This is a genomic window from Luteolibacter sp. Y139, from assembly GCF_038066715.1.
Lineage (GTDB): Bacteria > Verrucomicrobiota > Verrucomicrobiia > Verrucomicrobiales > Akkermansiaceae > Haloferula > Haloferula soli.
The window spans coordinates 768,433-785,273 of sequence record NZ_JBBUKT010000002.1; the positions used below are offsets into that span (position 1 = coordinate 768,433).

The window sequence follows — 16,841 nt, forward strand, 5'->3', positions numbered from 1 at the left end:
CTGAAATGGCGATGGAGCACAAGGGGTTAGCCCGGGATTTGGTCATCCTCCTCTTTGATGCAGGAGCTTTCCCTTATCACCGAAGCCCTGCCATGGGCAGCAGCTACTTTATCGATCATCAGCTTGATCCCAGGGATGCCGATCTCTCGATGATTTTCAAGACGGTGGGACACGATCTTCCGCTGTCTTGGATGCCCTACGCAGGACTCTTGGCCCGTGATCTTGGCATCCCAGCCTTGAAGGACATCGTGTTTGTGACCGGCGCGGAAAGTAACGCCGATCTCGCCACGCTGCTGGATCGCGTTCCCTTGCCGGAGCGGCTCAAACTCATCGCTACACTGAACCGGTACATTCGCAACGTAAGCCCCCAGGACGCGTTTTCGCGAAATCGAGTGCCGTTCTTGTTCTTTTCCTGTGGCCGATGGGAGCACCATCAGGAACCAAGGGATGACTTGGACCTTTTGAATTACGCAAAGATGGCGCGTCTTGCACACTACTCCTTCGACCTGACGTGCCAGTTTGATACCGAACCTTCAGTTCCGGGGCATCGGGAACCGGAGGAAACCGTGGCATTCGAAGCATCGACCTTCAAAAAGTCGCTCGGTGAACTCTACCCTCTCCTGTGTGAATGGGCTGGTGTCAACGATATGGATGATCGCGAGGCCTTGGATCGCATGGCGGCGCAGATTCTAGCGGCTCAAATTTGATCAGTTGCAGACGGGTGACACTCTAACGAACCCTGCGGCGGGCACTGACAAATTTTTTTTGAGGTCCAAAGCGCCACGGGACCCAACAGAATCCTACAGGTCCAAATAATTCCCCCCTAACGATTCCCAAAGATCCCCAAAGAACCCTACAAACCCCAAGGATTCCCACAGAACCTACTGAACAGCAATATCTTGCAAGTAGATTTAAATTTGTCACCAGTCTCCACATGCCACCAGCGCATGCGACAAATCACGATGAGCTTCTTTCGGTTGCCGAGACCGCAGCCCGATGGAAGAGCCACCCCGAAACAGTAAAACGGCGGATTCGCTCGGGAGCACTCCCAGCCCTCCGTTTCGGCCGCGGGATGATCCGAATCCGCTTGAGCGACCTACTGGCGTTCGAAGAAGCCCAATTCATCCGCGCCGAACAATGAGAACCCCCGACGAAATTACGGCGGGTTCCACGACCGCTGGGACCCTCGAAGCCCAAATCAGCATCTTCCAGGGTGTCTGGGGCAAGAAGCCCACCGAAACAATGACGATGGCGGACTATCTCCGCCGAGTGTCGGCTGGTGATTGGAAACAACCCGTGGAGGAGTGCCGGGGTCTTCTAGCAGCGGGCGATGAGGCCGCATACCGGGATGGGAAGAAGAGCTTGCCAGCCGTTTGCCTGAGCGGGACCGCGAAGACCCGCGACTCGTCGGTCCCATTAGTGGATCGAGAATTCGAACACAACGGATTCCTGCAAGGCGATCTGGACGAGAAGGACCACAAGGGTATCTCCTTGAAAGAGATCGAAAGCCGGCTGCGGTCGATCCCGGAGGTTGCATTCTACTTTCGCTCCCCGAGCGGCAAGGGATTCAAGGTGGGAGTTCGCGTTCGTCCGGATGTCGAGTGTCACGAAGCTGCATTCGTCAGTGCTTCGGGCCGATTTGCAGCGAACGGTCTCAAACTAGACCCCTCGACCAAGGACCCAATGCGTCTCTGTTTCGTGTCATACGATCCAGACGTGTGGATTCGAGAAGGAGAAACAAAGGAATTGGAACACGACGAACGGTGCCTACGGCTTTCGCGAGAAAGCGAAATCGATTGCCGGTATCCCAAGCCAAGTGAGGATCAAGTTCGCGACATGCTTTCGTTCATTCCGCCGCGGCCGGAGTATACGATGTGGCTCAAAATCATTGCGAGTGTGTGCGATGCCGTGGGCGAAGAGGCCGGGCTTCGCCTCCTGAAGGAATGGAGTCCCGAAGAACGGGAAGGCGAATACGAGGAGAAGATCAGGCACCGATTGGAGCGAGTGGCGGCGGCGACGCTGTTCTTCTACGCCCGTGAACACGGTTGGACCGGTGGGTGCCAACCGGCAGATGTCCGCTTTTTTCCCCAGCGTGGAGAGTATTTCATCCGCGCCGCCCACTGTTGGCGTCCCTACCGAAGCCGGCTTCATGTCCTCAACCGATTGATGAAATCTCAGCCCGATGAACTTTCACCCAAAGAGAAACGGCGTCGGGCGGAAAACCTCCTTCAGACAATCGAAGAACGTAACGTGATTGACTGGGCAGGCCCGCTCGCGGGCCACCCGGCGGGCCCCCATAGCGCGGGTCAGCACCAGCTTCTGGTCACCATCGGTCCGTCTCTCGTCCCGCCCGAACCGGGCAACTGCGACACCATTCTCGCAATCTTGGAGGCGGTTATTGGCAATGATGATCACGCAGGGAACAAGCAGGTCGAATACGTGCTAGCTTGGCTGAAGCTGGGGTTGACTGCGATCCGCTCAGCTGTGCGGACTCCGGGTCATGTACTGATCTTTGCTGGAGTGCCCGAATCGGGAAAATCGCTACTGGTCTACCTTTTCAAGCTCGTGTTCGGCGGGCGAGTGGGAGTGCCGCACCAAGCGTGGAGTCGCGAAACCACCTTCAACGCTGACCTGATGGGAGCCGAGCTGCTGGTGATCGACGACTGCTACAACTCCGGCGAGATGGCCAAACGTCGAGCACTGGCGACATCCATGAAGGAATCGCTATTCAATGACGAGGTCCGCATTCATCCGAAGGGCCGCGAAGCATTTTGCGTTCAACCAGTTTGGCGGGCGGTGATGTGCTGCAACGACGATCCGGACTCCCTGTATGTGGTCCCGCCTTTGACCAGCGATGTTCGCGATAAATTCACGATTCTCCGAACCCACCGGCGACCGCTGCCCCTGCTCCCATCAAGCCCGGAGAAGCGACGAGAGTTCCAGCAGCGGGTCCAGCGTGAATTGCCCGCGTTTATTCACCACCTGGACAACTTGACGATCCCAAGTTGGCTGAAGGCAAATAACCGCTGTGGAATCGAACCCTTCCACCATCCCTACATCAAGGCGCTGCTGGGAGACCTGAATCCGGAGGTCCAGTTGCTGGAACTCATCGACTATGCCATGAGCTTTGCTGAAGGTGGAGACGCCCAAAAGGGATCGTGGGACCCGGTGCGTCTGTTGCCGGAGCAGAAGCGAACGATTTGGACCGCGGCCGAGCTTCTCTCTCACATCGGCCAGCCTGGGCATCTGCCCCTGCATATGTGCAAGGGACTTCCGAATTCCCCGCAGCGAATGGGCCGCTACCTAATGTCGCTTGCCAAGTCTCACCCCCATCGCGTCCGGGAAGCGTCCATGCGAAACGGATATAATCGCTTCGAGATTCTCCCCCCGCCCGAAACACAGCAACCGACAGAATGAGAGCTTCCTTTCTGCCCCCTTTTCGGCAGCCCTCTGCCCCTTACTGGCAGCGGGTAGAGGGTGGCGGGTTACGTCGCAGGTCGCACAGTTCAAGCGGTGGGATCAGTGCATTACCTTCCGTGGATTTCACCGAACAAGAACTCGAAGGTGTCACTTCTGAACTCCGAAATCTTACAATTTCATGTCCACTAAACCACTCTCCCATGCCCCTGCCGATTCCCCCGCCCCATTACCACCGAACCGACAACGGCCCTCACGTGAAGCGTGGGCACAGTTGAAAGCCGCCTTTTTGGCGGGTGCCGAACTGCGTCCTCTTGCCAGGGCCATTGGGGTCGCCGAGGGTACCCTACTGTCTCGTGCTTCCCGCGAAAGATGGTCCGACGAGCGAGACGCTGCTCGTGCCCAGGTAGCTGCCCTCAGCGGCTCCATGGAAGAGCTTTCGCAATCGATTGCAGTCGAGCGCGAGCAGCGGGCACAGCGCCATCTGGACCGTATGGGTAACCTCACAGAATGCGTTGGTGACCGGGTCCAGAAGATGTCGCCCATCGAGGCTCTCGACCGCATCCACAAGATTTCCATTTTTGATCGCTTGGCCAGACGAGCCCTGGGCCTCGACTTTCGGCCCAAGGAAGAGGCTAAGCCCCCGATGATTAATCTGGCGGTGCTTAGCATGGACGGACCGAGCGTGGTGCTGGACCTCCACGCCGCCCAAACGAGCCCATCCTTAAAATCCCAAACCCTCTCTCTCCCAGAATGAGTTCCAAGTTTTCCGTGGCAGGTACAGCCTGCAACCTTTTCGCCGTCCACACAATTTCCGGACAGTCTCATCCCACCTCGCGGGATGATCTTCACTTGATGCCCTGCCCCGTGGTCGTCCTCAAAGAGAATGCGGACGGAAGCTACGAATTAGCGCCAAAGATCGTGGTCGAATTTGGGCTGATTGATCCGGGCGGCGAGAACTTCCTCGGGTTCGCCGATTCGTTCGAGCAAGCCGTAGGCAACTTCCTGCCCCGCTCGCCCCTGTAAAACAAGACGCCCGAAGCTTTCGCTTCGGGCGGTGTCGGACCTGAGTCGGACTCAGGTTCTACTTTGGCCAACCTCTTGATCCCCAAGGGGAGAGATTGGCGGAGCGGACGGGACTCGAACCCGCGACCTCCGCCGTGACAGGGCGGCATTCTAACCAACTGAACTACCGCTCCACTGGTAGTTTCTCTTGCGCGCCGTCCGGTGCTTGGTGCCCCGTGCGGCGTGCGCGGAAGCTAGGTACCTCCCCGGCCCCGCGCAATACCTATTTTGACTTTTTCTTACATTCAGGAGAGGGCTTCCACGACCGATTCCAAGGACGCCAGATCCTCAATGGAATACACCGTTGCCTCCTTCGAAATCTTCGCCACGAGACCCGCCAAAACCTTGCCAGGACCGAGTTCGATGAAGGTCCGATGGCCCTTTCCGATCAACAATTCGATCGATTCCGTCCAGCGCACCGAGCCCGTCACCTGCTTCTCCAGCATGCTGCGGATCTCCGCGGGATCGGACACCACCGAGGCACCGAAATTGCAGACCACCGGCAAAACCGGCGACTGCACCGGCACGCCCGCCAGCTCGGCGGCTAGCTTGTCCTGCGCGGCCTGCATCAGGCGGCTGTGGTAGGCCCCGGCGACGTTCAGCTTGATCGCGCGGCGGATGCCGTGGTCACGGGCCTTTTCCACCGCGGCATCGATCCCGGCGACGGTGCCGGAGAGCACGATCTGGCCGGGTGCATTGAAGTTGGCCACATCCACATCGCACTCGGCAGCGAGCGCGCGGACGGCATCCTCTTCACCACCGATCAGAGCGGCCATTGAGCCCTGCGTGGCTTGGCAGGCTTCCTCCATGAAAAGGCCGCGCCGGGCGACGATCTTGAGTCCGTCTTCAAACGAAAACGTTCCCGCAGCCGCATGCGCCGTGAACTCACCGAGCGACAGGCCTGCGGCGGCCACCGGATTCAGACCGCCCACGCGTTCCCTCAGCAGCGCCAAGGCCACGAGGCCGTGGAGATACAGCGCCGGCTGGCAGCGCGAGGTCCGGGTCAGCTCGTCATCCGGCCCTTCGAACATCACCTCCGAAAGGGCGAAACCAAGTGCCTCGTCAGCCTTCTTGAACAACCCGCGCGCCGTCTCCGACGCCTCGTGGAAATCCTTGCCCATGCCCACCTTCTGGGCGCCTTGTCCGGAGAATAGAAGAACCACGTCGCTCATGTCGCCGCCTGTCCTAGCGGGCGGCCAACCCACGGAGCAAGTCCGCATGCTCCGCAACGAGCGCGGTGACAAGCTCCGGCGCGCGGGCAATCGACTCCGCCACCGGCAGGCCGAAGCTCTCAAGCGACAGACAGGCATCGAATAGCGGCCGCGCCGAATCCTCGATTCGCCCCGCCACCGCGACCACCGGGATGCCCGCGGCCTTCGCCATCGCGGCGACTCCCGCAGGCCCCTTGCCCCCGAGCGTCTGGACATCAAGCGAACCCTCGCCGGTGATCACGAGATCGGCCGTCTTCAAGCGCTCCGCCATGCCAAGCGCTTCCGCCACGAGGTCAAAACCCGCAACAAGCTTCGCATCCGCAAAGCGCAGCAGGCCGAAACCAAGTCCTCCCGCGGCACCTGCCCCTGGGGTATTCGCTTGGACCTCCCCACCGGAAACCTGCACAAGCCGGGAAAGCACGCCATCCAAGAATGCCACATCCTCCGGCGATGCCCCCTTCTGAGGACCGAAGACAGCCGAAGCGCCGCGCGGACCGGTAAGTGGATTGTCCACGTCACAGGCAACGATCACTTCTGGAAGCGGTATCCTTTCCGACTCGTCGACGCGATCAAGCGTGACGAATACACCCGGCACCGGAGGAAGATAGGTGCCTTGATCGTCGAGGAATCTGACTCCAAGCGCGGCCGCCATGCCGGCTCCGCCATCATTGGTAGCGCTCCCTCCGAGTCCAACGAGCACTCTAGTGGCACCCGATACCTCGATGGCATGCCGTATCAATTGTCCGGTGCCATAGGTGCTGGAAACGCTGGGATTCCGATCCTCGGGACGGATCCTCCACAGTCCGCTGGCAGAGGCCATTTCGATGACTGCCACCACTCCCTTGCTACTACGATAGATGCCGTAGCTCGCCTCGATGGGTCGCAGCTTTGCATCGGTGCACGGCGCGGTCACCCACTCCCCGCCGCTACCCGCCAGCATCGCATCCACGAAGCCCTCGCCGCCATCGGCAATCGGGCAGATGTCGATCTCCCACTCCCCGGGAAGCCCGGCGCGGATCGCCTCGCAGGCTTCCGTCGCGCCCAGGGATCCCTTGAATTTGTCGCAAGCCAGCAGGACGCGCATTGAAGCAATTGTCAGGCGAGATTCGTGAAAACGACCTGCACGTCGTCGTCCTCCTCGATCTTCTCGAGGATCACTTCAACCTCGGCCATCTGCTCTTCGGTGAGCTCGATCGGCTGGGTCGGGATGCGCTCCAGGCCAGCCTTCTTGGTGGCAATTCCGAGCTTTTCCACGGCCGCGGTAAGACTGGAGAAGTTGGCGTATTCCCCGATCGCCCGGGCGATGCCGTCCTCGACTTCCAGCTCTTCCAAGCCGCCATCGATGAGCTCCATCTCGATCTCCTCGAGATTCATTCCCGGCGTCACCTCGAACTCCACCACCGACTTGCGGGTGAACATGAAATCCAGCTGGCCGCTGTTCACGATCTGGCCGCCGTTCTTGTTGAAGATGGTCTTCATGTTGACCACCGAGCGGTTGGTATTGTCGGTGGCACACTCGATGTAGAAGAGCGAGCCGTGCGGCCCCTTGCCCTCATAGGCCACTTCCACGATGTCCGCGGCGTCCTTGCCGGCGGCGCGCTTGATGGCGGCGTCGATCTTGTCCTTCGGCAGGTTCTGGCCCTTCGCATTGGCAATGGCGAGGCGCAGCGGGGCATTGGCCGCCGGGTCCGGGCCGCCATTTTTTGCAGCCATGGTGATGGATTTGGCGAGCTTGGGGAAAACGCGGGACATGGTGTCCCAGCGGGCTTCCTTGGCTCGGCGTCGGCATTCGAAGGCGCGTCCCATGATACTTGATGAAATTCTTGGCTGGCCGGATTGAAGCGGATCGGCGGCATCGGGCAAGCCCGCAAGCACTTGTCTGCCGCCGGGAAAACGGGCAGGCGGTGATGCCACGGCCGAAAACAAAATGGGGCCGGCAGCAGGGCCCCATGAAAAGCCCTGCTGCCCGCCCAAACAATCCTCCGAATTGCCCTAGAAATCAGTTCACCTTCACCTCGATCTCACGCGACTGAGCCTTCTCCTGCTTCGGCAGATGGACGAACAGGACGCCATCCTTGAACTGCGCCTCGACCTTCTCGGCATCGGCATTCTCCGGCAGGTTGAAGCTCCGTAGGAAAGTGCCGTAGGACCGTTCGACGCGGTGATACTTCTTGCCGTTCTGTTCCTTCTCGAAGGCACGCTCGCCCTTGATCGCCAGCCGGCCCTTCTCGACCGTGACATGGACATTCTCGCGGGCGACTCCGGGAAGCTCGGCTTTCACGAGATATTCCTTTTCATCCTCGAGGATATCAACAACCGGCACCCATTCGGCAACGGCGGCACCTCCGCATTCGCGCTCGTTGCCCAGGGCATTCAGCACGCGATGCTGCAATTCGTGGATGTCGCGAAGGGGATTCCAGTGAGTCAGAACTTTCATGATCGTGGTCGTAAGTAGTGGTTTGAAAGACGGATCATTGAGTGGGTCGCGAAAGCAACAGGGCCGTCTCCCGATCGCTTCCGGCTCTGGAACCCACCACCGCACTCCGGCGACGAGCTCCAAGGCGAAAGGAGAGTTGCAGGCGAAATGCCAGCGCGTTCACAGCGACACAACGAGCTGAATATCAGCACTCGTCACTTCGCCCACGATTCCCAACCCGCGACAAAGTGCTGCGGAGGAAAGTCAACCTTTGTCACAGAGGCGGGACAGGGTGTCCGCCCCTTGGGATCGGAGACCCGGACTGCGTGCAGCCTGCTGTCGCTCAAGGCCAGCAGCCCTGCTGCGGGTAAGCACCTCGGTGTATCCGATCACTTGGAGGCTCTCCAAATGCTCCTTCACTGGGAGCGCACACCATTCTTCTTCCCGCTCCCGCCCGCTTCCCTCAGCGACTCCTGAATTTTCTTCAGATCAATGGGCTTCTTGTAAGCGACAAAGCTGTTGGCCGCGGCGACTAGCGACTTGCTGACCGTCTCCGGCTTCATCTTCTTGGGCACTGCCGCATTGAGGACGATGACATGCCCGCTTGCGACGCGGGTCAGGTAAATCTGGCGGGAAATCTGGGTATCCACGCCTTTCGGCATGGCATAGGACCATGAGAGAGCATTGGTGCCGTCACGCAGCGAAACGAATTCCGACTCGATGGTCAGGTCTGACTTCGTGAGCTTCTCAATGTATTTCTCCTCCCAGTCGCGGTGCGCCTGCAGCAGCTCCTTGGGAGCCACGTTCGCGGCCTTCTTGCCAAGGACTTCGGCAGCCGTGGTCGTCTGGATTTGGAAGACGATTCCACCCACGTTCAGGAAGAAGTTGTCCGGGTTATCCATCGCTTTGACGGAATCGCCCGGGATCTCCACGGTGAACCGGCAGTCCGGCACATCCCAGACGACGAGTGCTCCCGTCACGGATTTGAGCGCCACCACCCCTTCGGCGGTGGCAGGAGCAGGCAGCCACAGGACTATTGCAGCCAAGACAAGCGGAAGGAACACGGAGCGTTTCATGAAGCGGGATCGGGATGCGCCGGAGTTAAACATCTCAATCACCTGCAGACTCAAGGATGGAAATAACAATCCCGGCAGTGAGTCTAACATTCGAAGGAAATGAAAACCGCAGCACGGCGTCCCTTACGCGCATGACGCCTCGTCGGGCGCTTCACTCCAGCCACAGATCCCGTTCCATCTCCATCAGCATGCGATCACCGGACGCCGCCTTGTGCGCGTCGCTGACTGAGTCGCCATGGCGGAGATGAGCGCGGAAGGCATCCTTTTCGTAGTCCTCCCCCGAATCATCATCGAGATGAAGGGCACTTTCGATCATAGCGGTGGCCAGGCCGGAAGCCATGCGAGCGCAGCTCGAGAGAGACAGCGAAGCAAGAACGACCACGAGAAGATATGGAGGAGTCTTCATGGAAACAAGTCAGGGGTTACATGACCATGAACACCCCTCTCCACGAATGGTCGCGCGCTTTCTCAGCCGCTAGCTCCCCACCAGCTCGACCAACGCCATATCCAGCGTCGGATAGCGGAATCGAAAACCACTCTCTAACAGCGCCCGCGGCACTGCGCGATGACTCGCCAGCACCGCCGGCCCGAAGTCACCGAGCGCCAGCTTCAGCGCGAACGGCGACACCGTCATGAAGGCCGGCCGCTTGAGCGCCTTCGCCAGTTTCCTGGTAAAGTCGGCATTCCGCTCCGGCTCGGGAGCGCTGCCATTGATCGGGCCGTTCAGCGAGGCATGGCCGATGCCGTGCAGCATCGAACCCACTAGATCCTGGACATGGATCCACGGCATCCACTGCGTCCCCGACCCCAGACGACCCCCGAGTCCCAGGCGAAACGGCAGCGTCATCTGCTTGAAGGCCGCTCCCTCGCGCCCGAGCACCACCCCGGTCCGCCATTTCATCACCCGCAAACCGAGTTCCGCCACCCCATCCGCGGCAGCCTCCCAGTCCCGGCACAGCTGCGCCAAGTACCCGCCACCCACCCCCGCGTCGTCCTCGAGAATCTCGTCACCACGATCGCCATAGATGCCGACGGCCGAGGAGTTCACCAGCACCCGAGGACGCTCCCCGGCGGCCAGTTTTTCCAAGCCGCGGCCCAGCGCTTCCGTCACGCCGATCCGGCTGTCATGAAAGCGCTTTTTATTCGCGGCGGTCCAGCGCTTGTTGATCGGCTCCCCGGCTAGATTGACCAGGGCGCTCAGGCCGCGGAAATCCGGGTGATCCGACCACTCTCGCCACGCCGGGATTCCCGGCTCGGGTCCCCTCACCTCGCGGCTGAATCCGCAGACTTTCCAGCCCGCGGCCGTCGCTTGGCGCGCCAATTCGCGGCCGATGAAGCCGGACGCACCGACGATCCCTAGCGTGCCTTCCATTTCCCGTCATGTTCGGCCTGCAGCCCCGTCCTGCAACCGCTTTCAGGCTTTGACCTTTACTTGAATCCGGTGACCCCGTCTCATCCCGCCACGATGAGGGTTGCCGTTGTCCCTGCCATTTTTCTCACCACGCTCCGGCTCGCCGCACAGGAACCAGAATTTGTCCTGCCGGAAGCCAATCCCGCCCCGGCCGCCGAAGCCGTCCCACCCGCGGACGCCCCCCTGCCCATCGCTCCCGTGCCGGTGCCGGAGGGCATCAAGCTTTTCCCCCAGGATCCTGCCGTCGCCGGCAGCTTCGGGATGCCGCAGGACGTCCACATCCACGACGAGGGCCCCAAGGTCGAGTACGACGTCCAAACCGGCATCGTCCAGTTTTCCGGCCCTTTCCACGTCGACACCGACAACGGCATGAAACTGCGCTCCGACAAGGCGCGCTGGGACCAGAAGGAGCTCAAATTCTACGTAGACGGCTCGGTCAAGATGACCACCAAGGACGGCACGGAGGTCTTCGCCGACCACGCCGTGGCCGATACCAAGACCAAAACCGTCACCCTGACCGACAACGTCAGCGTCTATCAAAACAGCCTGCTGCAACGCGGGAACAAGATCGTCTACTACTGGGGCGAGGAAAAATTCGAGGCGAGCGACCTGCGCGCGGGTGTCGATCCTCTCCTGCTGGAGGCCGGCCGGTTCACGCTCGAGGACCGGGGCGGCAAGCAGGTCTACGTCGGCCACGACGCCGGCGTGACCACCCACGATGTGGAGGAGCCGGGCTTCTGGCTCCGTGCCAAGGAAACCACCATCTATCCGGGCGACAAGGTCACCTTCAAGAACCTGCGCCTCTACGCCGGCGATACCCCGATTTTCTGGCTGCCCTACCTGTCCCAGCCGCTGGACAGCGACCTGGGCTACCACTTCGTCCCCGGTGCCCGCTCGAACTGGGGAGCCTTCCTGCTCAATAGCTACGGCCTGATGCTCGGCGGTCATCCGAATCCCGAGACCGGCGAAAACGAGGACGCCTGGCTGCTCTCGCGCTGGCACTTCGACCTGCGCACCCGCCGCGGCGTCGGCACCGGCGTCGATCTGAGTGACAAGCGACTGGAGGACAATCCGAACCTCACCGGCCTCTCGCTCTACTACTCGAACGACCTCAATCCCGACATCAGCCGCACCGGCATCACCCGCGGCTTCGTCAATGAGGACCGCTACCGCATCGCCCTCCAGCACCGCGTGCCGCTGGATCTGGAGAAGGACGCCGAATGGCGCGTGGATGCCAACCTGAACATCCTCAGCGACAACTACTACCTCGAGGACTTCAATCCGGACCTGTTCCGCAATGATCCGAATCCGGACAACACCATCGGCCTCTTCCGGCGCGACGATGGCACGCTCTTCAGCATCTTCGGTCGCCTGCGGCCGAATGAATTCTACCGTTCGGACACCCGGCTTCCGGAGATCGCCCTGGATTTCGCCCGCCGGCCGCTGTTCGACTCGCCGATCCTCCATGAGGGCTCGGCTTCCTTCGACGTGGTGGAGGAAGAAATCGGCAGCGCCTCGATGTCCGCCGTCCGCCAGTTGCTGAAATTGCCGGCTGGCGATCCGATGATTCCGCTCCTCCTTTCCCAGCTTCCCGCCTATGAGCGCGAGTTGGTCCAGAGGATCCGTTCGTTGCCACCCGGCAGTCCGGCGATTCCCGGCCTCGCCACCCAGCTCTTCAGCCCCGGCTACACCCGCTTCAACACGTACCAGGAGTTCTCCATGCCCATGAACTGGGGCGGGCTGGCATTCACGCCGGAGGCAGGCATCGGATACAGCCGCTACTCGAATGTGGATGGTCCGTCGAAATCAGTGGATCGCACCCATCTGCACGCCGGCTTCGAGGCTTCCATGAAGTTTTCCAAGGATCTCGGCGACATCAAGGACCGCAATCTGGGACTCGAGGGCCTCATGCACGTCGTCCAGCCCTACGCCCGCTTCTCCTACATCTCTACGGATGACCTCGATCCACTGTTCCCCTCCGTGGACCGCGAGACTTTCAGCACCCGTCCGCAGCCGATCTCGGTGCCAAGCTTCACCGCCATCGATAGCCTCCGCGATTGGAGCATCTTCCGCTTCGGCATGAGGAACAAGCTGATCACCAAGCGTGATGGCCAGAGCTACGACTGGCTCGCGATGGATACCTATTTCGACGCCTTCATCACCGACCCGGACTACAACCGGAACTTCTCCAACCTCTACAACGACCTGAAGTGGAGCCCGTTGCCATGGTTCAATATGAACCTTGAAACGCAGTTCCCCATCATCGGCGACGGCTCAGGATTCTCGGAAGTCGCCACTCGCGCGAATTTCATGCCTAACGAAAACCTCGAGTTTTCAGTCGGTTACCGCCTGCTCGACAACCACCCGGTGCTGACCGACTCGCAGCGCCTCGACCTGCGGACCTATGCCCGTCTCAATGACAAGTGGGGCGTCGGTGCCTTCCAGCTCTGGGAACTCGATGACGGCACATTGGAAGTCCAGCAGTACACCCTCAACCGCGACTTCAACTCGTGGATCGCTTCGGTCGGCATCACCAAGCGCGACAACCGCTACCAGGATGAGTTCGGCGTGATCTTCAGCTTCACCCTGAAGGACTTCCCGTCCGCCTCCGTGCCCTTCAAGCTGGACGCGAGCCAGGAATAACCAGCCCGCCCCGAGTTTCCTTTGAATTCCATTTCTCCCATGACTCCCTCGCAACTCCTCACGTCGCTCAATTTCCGCTACGCCACGAAGAGATTCGACCCGGCCCGGCAGATCCCCGACGAGGAGTGGGAGGTGCTTGAGCAGTCCTTGGTCCTGGCCCCGTCGTCGTTCGGCCTGCAGCCGTGGAAATTCATCGTGATCAACGATCCCGAGCTGCGCGCCCGCCTGCGCCAGCACTCCTGGGGTCAGTCACAGATCACCGATGCCTCGCGCTTGGTCGTGTTCACCACCCGCACCGACATGACCGAGCCGGATGTCGATCGCTTCATGACCCGCCTCGCCGCCGTGCAGGGCCGCGATCCATCGACCCTTGAGGGCTACCGGAATGTGGTCGTGAGCTTTGCCTCCGCCATGAACCGCGAAGCGCGCCACGCCTGGAACTCTCGCCAGACCTACATCGCACTGGGCCAATTCATGGCCTCTGCCGCGGTGCTGGGCATCGACACCTGCCCGATCGAAGGCTTCGACCCCGCCGGCTACGATGCAGAGCTCGAGTTGACCGACACCGGCTACGCGACCTCGGTCGTCTGCGCCGCCGGCTATCGCTCCCCGGAGGACAAATACGCCACCACGCCGAAAGCTCGCTTCCCCCACGAGGAACTGATCGAGCACCGCTAATCTCCACGCTGCAAAGTGCAGCTGTTAGGGTGGAGCCCTGCATGATTGGAGGGTCGGAAGACGCGGGCAAACCACGCAGCATCTAGGATTTGGATGCTGGCACGTGTGATGCCATGGAGGTGCCACTGCACTGCCATGAAACCGAATCTCCTCGTCATGAATCCCTCTGGAAGCGAGCCAGCCGCTTGGGTGGAAGCCCTCTGCAACCAGTGGATGGAAGACTGCTACGTCTACCTCCTCTGCCCCGGCTGCGGGTTCCGGGAAGACAATGCACGCGGCCTCCGCTTCCTCTCTCACACCAACGACGCCGTTCCGAACTTCGGCCACCTGGACGCCATCGTTACTTTCGAAGAATCGGATGCCGTCCAGCGATTGCTGGATGCCTATCCGGAGGCGGCGGTGCGGACAATCCCGTTGGTCGGAGATATCCTCCCTGATCAAGCAGCGTTCCAAGGACATCCCCTGGCAGCTTGAAAAGCGTAGGCCGCGACCGGGGAAGATTCACCGTGCTTTTCCTCGACGGATCTCTAGGTTGCGCGGTTGATGAGCACACGAACCCCCTCGGAAGTTGGACGTCTCTGGTTCGGAGACATGTGGAATAACCGCGACACCGGCTTGCTTCGCGAATTGATGGCACCGGACGCCACCGGCACTTTCGAAGGTGGCCGGACGATGACCGGACCAGACGACTTCATCGCCTTTCAGGCCGCCTTCCTCGATGCGGTACCGGACCTCAAGGTGGAGCTGGTGAAAAGCGTCAGCGAAGGCGATGATGTCTGCATCCACTGGCGCGGTTCTGGCCTCCACTGCGGGGCAGGACTGGGTTGCGCGCCCAGCAACAAGCAGATCGATTTCCAGGGCGTCACCTGGCTGACCGTGAAGAACGGCCAGATCGTCACCGGCCAGGATTTCTGGAACCTCGGCGGCCTGATGCAGCACTTGGCGGAATAGATTTCTCAATTTTTCCCCGGGGATTCCGGTGGGGACTTGCGTGTTTCCTTTTGAAACCAAGTCAACACTCACCATGAAATCCCGACTTCTCTCACTCCTGCTCTGCCCGATGGCCTTGGGCGCTCAGGAAGCGCCTCCTATTACCATCCCCGAACCGGTCGCCATCATCCCCTCTTCGGTGAACCAGTGGAGCCAAGGGTTCGTCTCCATGTCCACGCACGGAACGCCCAGGCTTCTCGATGTCATCGGCTCGATGAAAGAGCAGCTCGGCGAGCTGAACTGGATCATGCAGGGCGATGTCGGGGACATCGAGCTGCCGGCCTTCAGCGTGAAGGATGTCTCACCGGAGAGCTTGTTGACGCTGTTGGGAACAGCGGCCGGCTTTGAGGTCCAGTCCGCGCCCCCCCAAGCTCCCGGTCAGCAGCAAATCGTGATGATTCGCCGCAGCACCAACCCTCCCGCAGCACCACAGGCAAGCACGGCCAAGGATCTGCGGACGGTGCCAATGAGCGCGAACGATCCGGAGCCCAAGAAGTCGAAGGGCACATCGGCATCAGCCGCTCCGGAGAGCGTCCCGCTGCCCTCCAAACAATCGGCGAAGATCATGAAGGTGATGAGCCTCGGAGCCTTCTCGGATGAAGCATCGTGGGCCCGGAATGTCAGGGGGCTGAGCAGTCTCCTGCACAAGACCCTGACCCAAGGCGGTAAGCTTCCCGATGACGCACTGACCTTTGATGACGAGTCCCGCCTGCTGATCATTCGCATGGAACCGGAAAGGGCGGGAGAAGCAGTGCAGCTCGTCGAGGGATTTGTCGCCTCTTTGAAGGAGCGGCAAGCGGCCGTCGACGAGCAGATCAAGGACCTCTTGAAGAAAAAGGTGGCCACTCAGATGGAGCTCAAGTCGGCGACCTCCTTGGGCAAAGGAGAGAATCACCCCCAGATCCAGCAATTGGAGCTCGAACTCGACAGCCTCGCAAAGGCGATCGCCGAGATTGAGGAATCCCACGGACTTCGCTAGCCTCTCACCGATGGACCTCGCCGTGCCGGAAATCGACGCGATTGCGAACGGGGATTCGGAGCAAGCCCCCTTGCTGCTCACGCTCACCGCGGGCCTGGCTCGCGGTGACGACGCGGCATGGCGGGAGTTCTTCGACGCCTACGAGGGCCGCTTGATGGCCTACATCCGCACCTGCCAGGCAGGAAATCCGGAAGGCGTGGACGATGTCTATCAAGAGACCATGCTGCGGGTGATGCGGCACGCGCGCCCTTTCTCCGACGAAGCGGCGTTCTGGTCATGGCTCACGGTCATCGCCCGCTCCGCCATCACCGATCACTGGCGCAAGCGTTCGGCGTGGCGGCGGTTCCTTGATCGCTTTGTCAGCGATCGATCCCGAGCGCCGGCGGAACGTGGGCGTTCGGACGATGGCTTTGAACGGGCGCTGGCGGGAATGGATGATGGAATGCGAAAGTTACTCGAGCGGAAATACGACGAGAAGTGGAGCGTCCGGCGCTTGGCGGATGCGGAAAATGTCAGCGAGAAGGTATTGGAACATCGCTTGGCGAAGGCCCGCCTGGAACTGGGCCGCGCCATGCGGAGAATCGGTGAGGAGGACGCGTCATGAACGAAAACGATCGAGGGAAGCTATTGAGAGATGTGATGGCCACCGGCCTGGCAGTCAGGCGCCGCCGTCGCAGGAAATTGAAGACGTTCATCACAGGTGGCTGCGCGATGGCCGCATGCATCTTGCTGGCGATGAAGATTCACCCATCCTACCAATCCCCCGCAGGCAAATCCCTGATCGTGGAGACCCGCGACCCCGTGCCACCTCCGGTGCCGCAGCCCCCACAGCCCCAGCGGGACAAGGATGAAGCCCTTCTGGAGAGCCTCGCAGAGGCTGGTCCGGTCATCATCACGATGGCCGACGGGAGCCGACAACTCTACCTGACCCGTCCGTGAAAAGTGCGGGAAACCG

General features: G+C 60.8%; 19 protein-coding genes and 1 tRNA gene. 12 read left to right on the top strand and 8 right to left on the bottom strand.

Annotated elements, in window-relative coordinates; all coding sequences use genetic code 11:
* Window positions 1–92 precede the first annotated feature (92 nt).
* From WKV53_RS08095 to WKV53_RS08110, 5 genes are all read left to right on the top strand, one after another.
* A complete protein-coding gene (locus tag WKV53_RS08095) occupies window positions 93–707 on the top strand; it encodes a zinc-binding metallopeptidase family protein (protein ID WP_341404046.1) in 615 nt (204 codons plus the stop codon).
* 227 nt (window positions 708–934) lie between these two features.
* Window positions 935–1,141, top strand: coding sequence for a helix-turn-helix domain-containing protein (locus WKV53_RS28680; protein ID WP_375341826.1), 207 nt, complete (start codon window positions 935–937; stop codon window positions 1,139–1,141).
* Window positions 1,138–3,417: a BT4734/BF3469 family protein gene (locus WKV53_RS08100; RefSeq protein ID WP_341404048.1), complete on the top strand. Its 2,280-nt coding sequence runs from the start codon at window positions 1,138–1,140 to the stop codon at window positions 3,415–3,417. The genes WKV53_RS28680 and WKV53_RS08100 overlap by 4 nt, the downstream gene beginning before the upstream one ends.
* Window positions 3,418–3,844: 427 nt before the next feature.
* A complete protein-coding gene (locus tag WKV53_RS08105) occupies window positions 3,845–4,174 on the top strand; it encodes a hypothetical protein (RefSeq protein ID WP_341404050.1) in 330 nt (109 codons plus the stop codon).
* Window positions 4,171–4,443 carry a hypothetical protein gene (locus WKV53_RS08110; RefSeq protein ID WP_341404052.1) on the top strand — a complete coding sequence of 91 codons (273 nt, stop codon included), beginning with the start codon at window positions 4,171–4,173 and terminating at the stop codon, window positions 4,441–4,443. Before WKV53_RS08105 ends, WKV53_RS08110 begins: the two co-directional genes overlap by 4 nt.
* Before the next feature lie 96 nt (window positions 4,444–4,539).
* On the opposite strand, the gene WKV53_RS08115 is transcribed toward WKV53_RS08110, so the two are convergent.
* From WKV53_RS08115 to WKV53_RS08150, 8 genes are all read right to left on the bottom strand, one after another.
* Window positions 4,540–4,616, bottom strand: a tRNA-Asp gene (locus WKV53_RS08115).
* A gap of 111 nt (window positions 4,617–4,727) precedes the next feature.
* Window positions 4,728–5,654 (bottom strand): ACP S-malonyltransferase, encoded by a 927-nt coding sequence (fabD, locus tag WKV53_RS08120; RefSeq protein ID WP_341404054.1) that lies wholly within the window; start codon window positions 5,652–5,654, stop codon window positions 4,728–4,730.
* A gap of 13 nt (window positions 5,655–5,667) precedes the next feature.
* Window positions 5,668–6,777, bottom strand: a complete 1,110-nt coding sequence (locus WKV53_RS08125) for a glycerate kinase (RefSeq protein WP_341404056.1) — start codon at window positions 6,775–6,777, stop codon at window positions 5,668–5,670.
* Window positions 6,778–6,788: 11 nt separating this feature from the next.
* Complete coding sequence (locus tag WKV53_RS08130; RefSeq protein WP_341404058.1) at window positions 6,789–7,499, bottom strand: YebC/PmpR family DNA-binding transcriptional regulator; 711 nt, start codon at window positions 7,497–7,499, stop codon at window positions 6,789–6,791.
* Window positions 7,500–7,692: 193 nt separating this feature from the next.
* Window positions 7,693–8,130 (bottom strand): Hsp20/alpha crystallin family protein, encoded by a 438-nt coding sequence (locus tag WKV53_RS08135; RefSeq protein WP_341404059.1) that lies wholly within the window; start codon window positions 8,128–8,130, stop codon window positions 7,693–7,695.
* Between the two features lie 395 nt (window positions 8,131–8,525).
* Window positions 8,526–9,185: a hypothetical protein gene (locus WKV53_RS08140; RefSeq protein WP_341404061.1), complete on the bottom strand. Its 660-nt coding sequence runs from the start codon at window positions 9,183–9,185 to the stop codon at window positions 8,526–8,528.
* A 151-nt stretch (window positions 9,186–9,336) separates the two neighbouring features.
* Complete coding sequence (locus WKV53_RS08145) at window positions 9,337–9,591, bottom strand: hypothetical protein (protein ID WP_341404064.1); 255 nt, start codon at window positions 9,589–9,591, stop codon at window positions 9,337–9,339.
* A gap of 69 nt (window positions 9,592–9,660) precedes the next feature.
* Complete coding sequence (locus tag WKV53_RS08150; RefSeq protein WP_341404066.1) at window positions 9,661–10,557, bottom strand: TIGR01777 family oxidoreductase; 897 nt, start codon at window positions 10,555–10,557, stop codon at window positions 9,661–9,663.
* 93 nt (window positions 10,558–10,650) lie between these two features.
* Between WKV53_RS08150 and WKV53_RS08155 the strand changes: the two genes are divergently transcribed.
* The 7 genes from WKV53_RS08155 (at window position 10,651) to WKV53_RS08185 (ending at window position 16,825) form a co-directional block, all read left to right on the top strand.
* The gene (locus WKV53_RS08155) at window positions 10,651–13,239 is read left to right on the top strand and encodes an LPS-assembly protein LptD (RefSeq protein WP_341404068.1); all 2,589 of its coding nucleotides are present in this window, start codon (window positions 10,651–10,653) and stop codon (window positions 13,237–13,239) included.
* A 39-nt stretch (window positions 13,240–13,278) separates the two neighbouring features.
* Window positions 13,279–13,917, top strand: coding sequence for an NAD(P)H-dependent oxidoreductase (locus WKV53_RS08160; protein WP_341404070.1), 639 nt, complete (start codon window positions 13,279–13,281; stop codon window positions 13,915–13,917).
* Between the two features lie 135 nt (window positions 13,918–14,052).
* Complete coding sequence (locus WKV53_RS08165) at window positions 14,053–14,391, top strand: hypothetical protein (protein ID WP_341404072.1); 339 nt, start codon at window positions 14,053–14,055, stop codon at window positions 14,389–14,391.
* A 69-nt stretch (window positions 14,392–14,460) separates the two neighbouring features.
* On the top strand, window positions 14,461–14,868 hold the full coding sequence (locus WKV53_RS08170; RefSeq protein WP_341404074.1) for an ester cyclase: 408 nt from the start codon (window positions 14,461–14,463) through the stop codon (window positions 14,866–14,868).
* 73 nt (window positions 14,869–14,941) lie between these two features.
* Complete coding sequence (locus WKV53_RS08175) at window positions 14,942–15,886, top strand: hypothetical protein (RefSeq protein WP_341404075.1); 945 nt, start codon at window positions 14,942–14,944, stop codon at window positions 15,884–15,886.
* Window positions 15,887–15,896: 10 nt separating this feature from the next.
* Entirely contained in the window at window positions 15,897–16,490 is a 594-nt protein-coding gene (locus WKV53_RS08180) for an RNA polymerase sigma factor (protein ID WP_341404076.1), read from the top strand.
* Complete coding sequence (locus tag WKV53_RS08185; RefSeq protein ID WP_341404077.1) at window positions 16,487–16,825, top strand: hypothetical protein; 339 nt, start codon at window positions 16,487–16,489, stop codon at window positions 16,823–16,825. The genes WKV53_RS08180 and WKV53_RS08185 overlap by 4 nt, the downstream gene beginning before the upstream one ends.
* Window positions 16,826–16,841 lie beyond the last annotated feature (16 nt).

What these genes read in the sequence shown, in the direction of transcription:
- fabD (WP_341404054.1), bottom strand. Translation starts at nt 5,654, where the DNA reads ATGAGCGACGTGGTTCTTCTATTCTCCGGACAAGGCGCCCAGAAGGTG.
- WKV53_RS08150 (WP_341404066.1), bottom strand. Translation starts at nt 10,557, where the DNA reads ATGGAAGGCACGCTAGGGATCGTCGGTGCGTCCGGCTTCATCGGCCGC.
- WKV53_RS08165 (WP_341404072.1), top strand. Translation starts at nt 14,053, where the DNA reads ATGAAACCGAATCTCCTCGTCATGAATCCCTCTGGAAGCGAGCCAGCC.
- WKV53_RS08100 (WP_341404048.1), top strand. Translation starts at nt 1,138, where the DNA reads ATGAGAACCCCCGACGAAATTACGGCGGGTTCCACGACCGCTGGGACC.
- WKV53_RS08105 (WP_341404050.1), top strand. Translation starts at nt 3,845, where the DNA reads ATGGAAGAGCTTTCGCAATCGATTGCAGTCGAGCGCGAGCAGCGGGCA.
- WKV53_RS28680 (WP_375341826.1), top strand. Translation starts at nt 935, where the DNA reads ATGCCACCAGCGCATGCGACAAATCACGATGAGCTTCTTTCGGTTGCC.
- WKV53_RS08160 (WP_341404070.1), top strand. Translation starts at nt 13,279, where the DNA reads ATGACTCCCTCGCAACTCCTCACGTCGCTCAATTTCCGCTACGCCACG.
- WKV53_RS08155 (WP_341404068.1), top strand. Translation starts at nt 10,651, where the DNA reads ATGAGGGTTGCCGTTGTCCCTGCCATTTTTCTCACCACGCTCCGGCTC.
- WKV53_RS08110 (WP_341404052.1), top strand. Translation starts at nt 4,171, where the DNA reads ATGAGTTCCAAGTTTTCCGTGGCAGGTACAGCCTGCAACCTTTTCGCC.
- WKV53_RS08125 (WP_341404056.1), bottom strand. Translation starts at nt 6,777, where the DNA reads ATGCGCGTCCTGCTGGCTTGCGACAAATTCAAGGGATCCCTGGGCGCG.
- WKV53_RS08170 (WP_341404074.1), top strand. Translation starts at nt 14,461, where the DNA reads ATGAGCACACGAACCCCCTCGGAAGTTGGACGTCTCTGGTTCGGAGAC.
- WKV53_RS08180 (WP_341404076.1), top strand. Translation starts at nt 15,897, where the DNA reads ATGGACCTCGCCGTGCCGGAAATCGACGCGATTGCGAACGGGGATTCG.
- WKV53_RS08140 (WP_341404061.1), bottom strand. Translation starts at nt 9,185, where the DNA reads ATGAAACGCTCCGTGTTCCTTCCGCTTGTCTTGGCTGCAATAGTCCTG.
- WKV53_RS08175 (WP_341404075.1), top strand. Translation starts at nt 14,942, where the DNA reads ATGAAATCCCGACTTCTCTCACTCCTGCTCTGCCCGATGGCCTTGGGC.
- WKV53_RS08095 (WP_341404046.1), top strand. Translation starts at nt 93, where the DNA reads ATGGGCAGCAGCTACTTTATCGATCATCAGCTTGATCCCAGGGATGCC.
- WKV53_RS08130 (WP_341404058.1), bottom strand. Translation starts at nt 7,499, where the DNA reads ATGGGACGCGCCTTCGAATGCCGACGCCGAGCCAAGGAAGCCCGCTGG.
- WKV53_RS08135 (WP_341404059.1), bottom strand. Translation starts at nt 8,130, where the DNA reads ATGAAAGTTCTGACTCACTGGAATCCCCTTCGCGACATCCACGAATTG.
- WKV53_RS08145 (WP_341404064.1), bottom strand. Translation starts at nt 9,591, where the DNA reads ATGAAGACTCCTCCATATCTTCTCGTGGTCGTTCTTGCTTCGCTGTCT.
- WKV53_RS08185 (WP_341404077.1), top strand. Translation starts at nt 16,487, where the DNA reads ATGAACGAAAACGATCGAGGGAAGCTATTGAGAGATGTGATGGCCACC.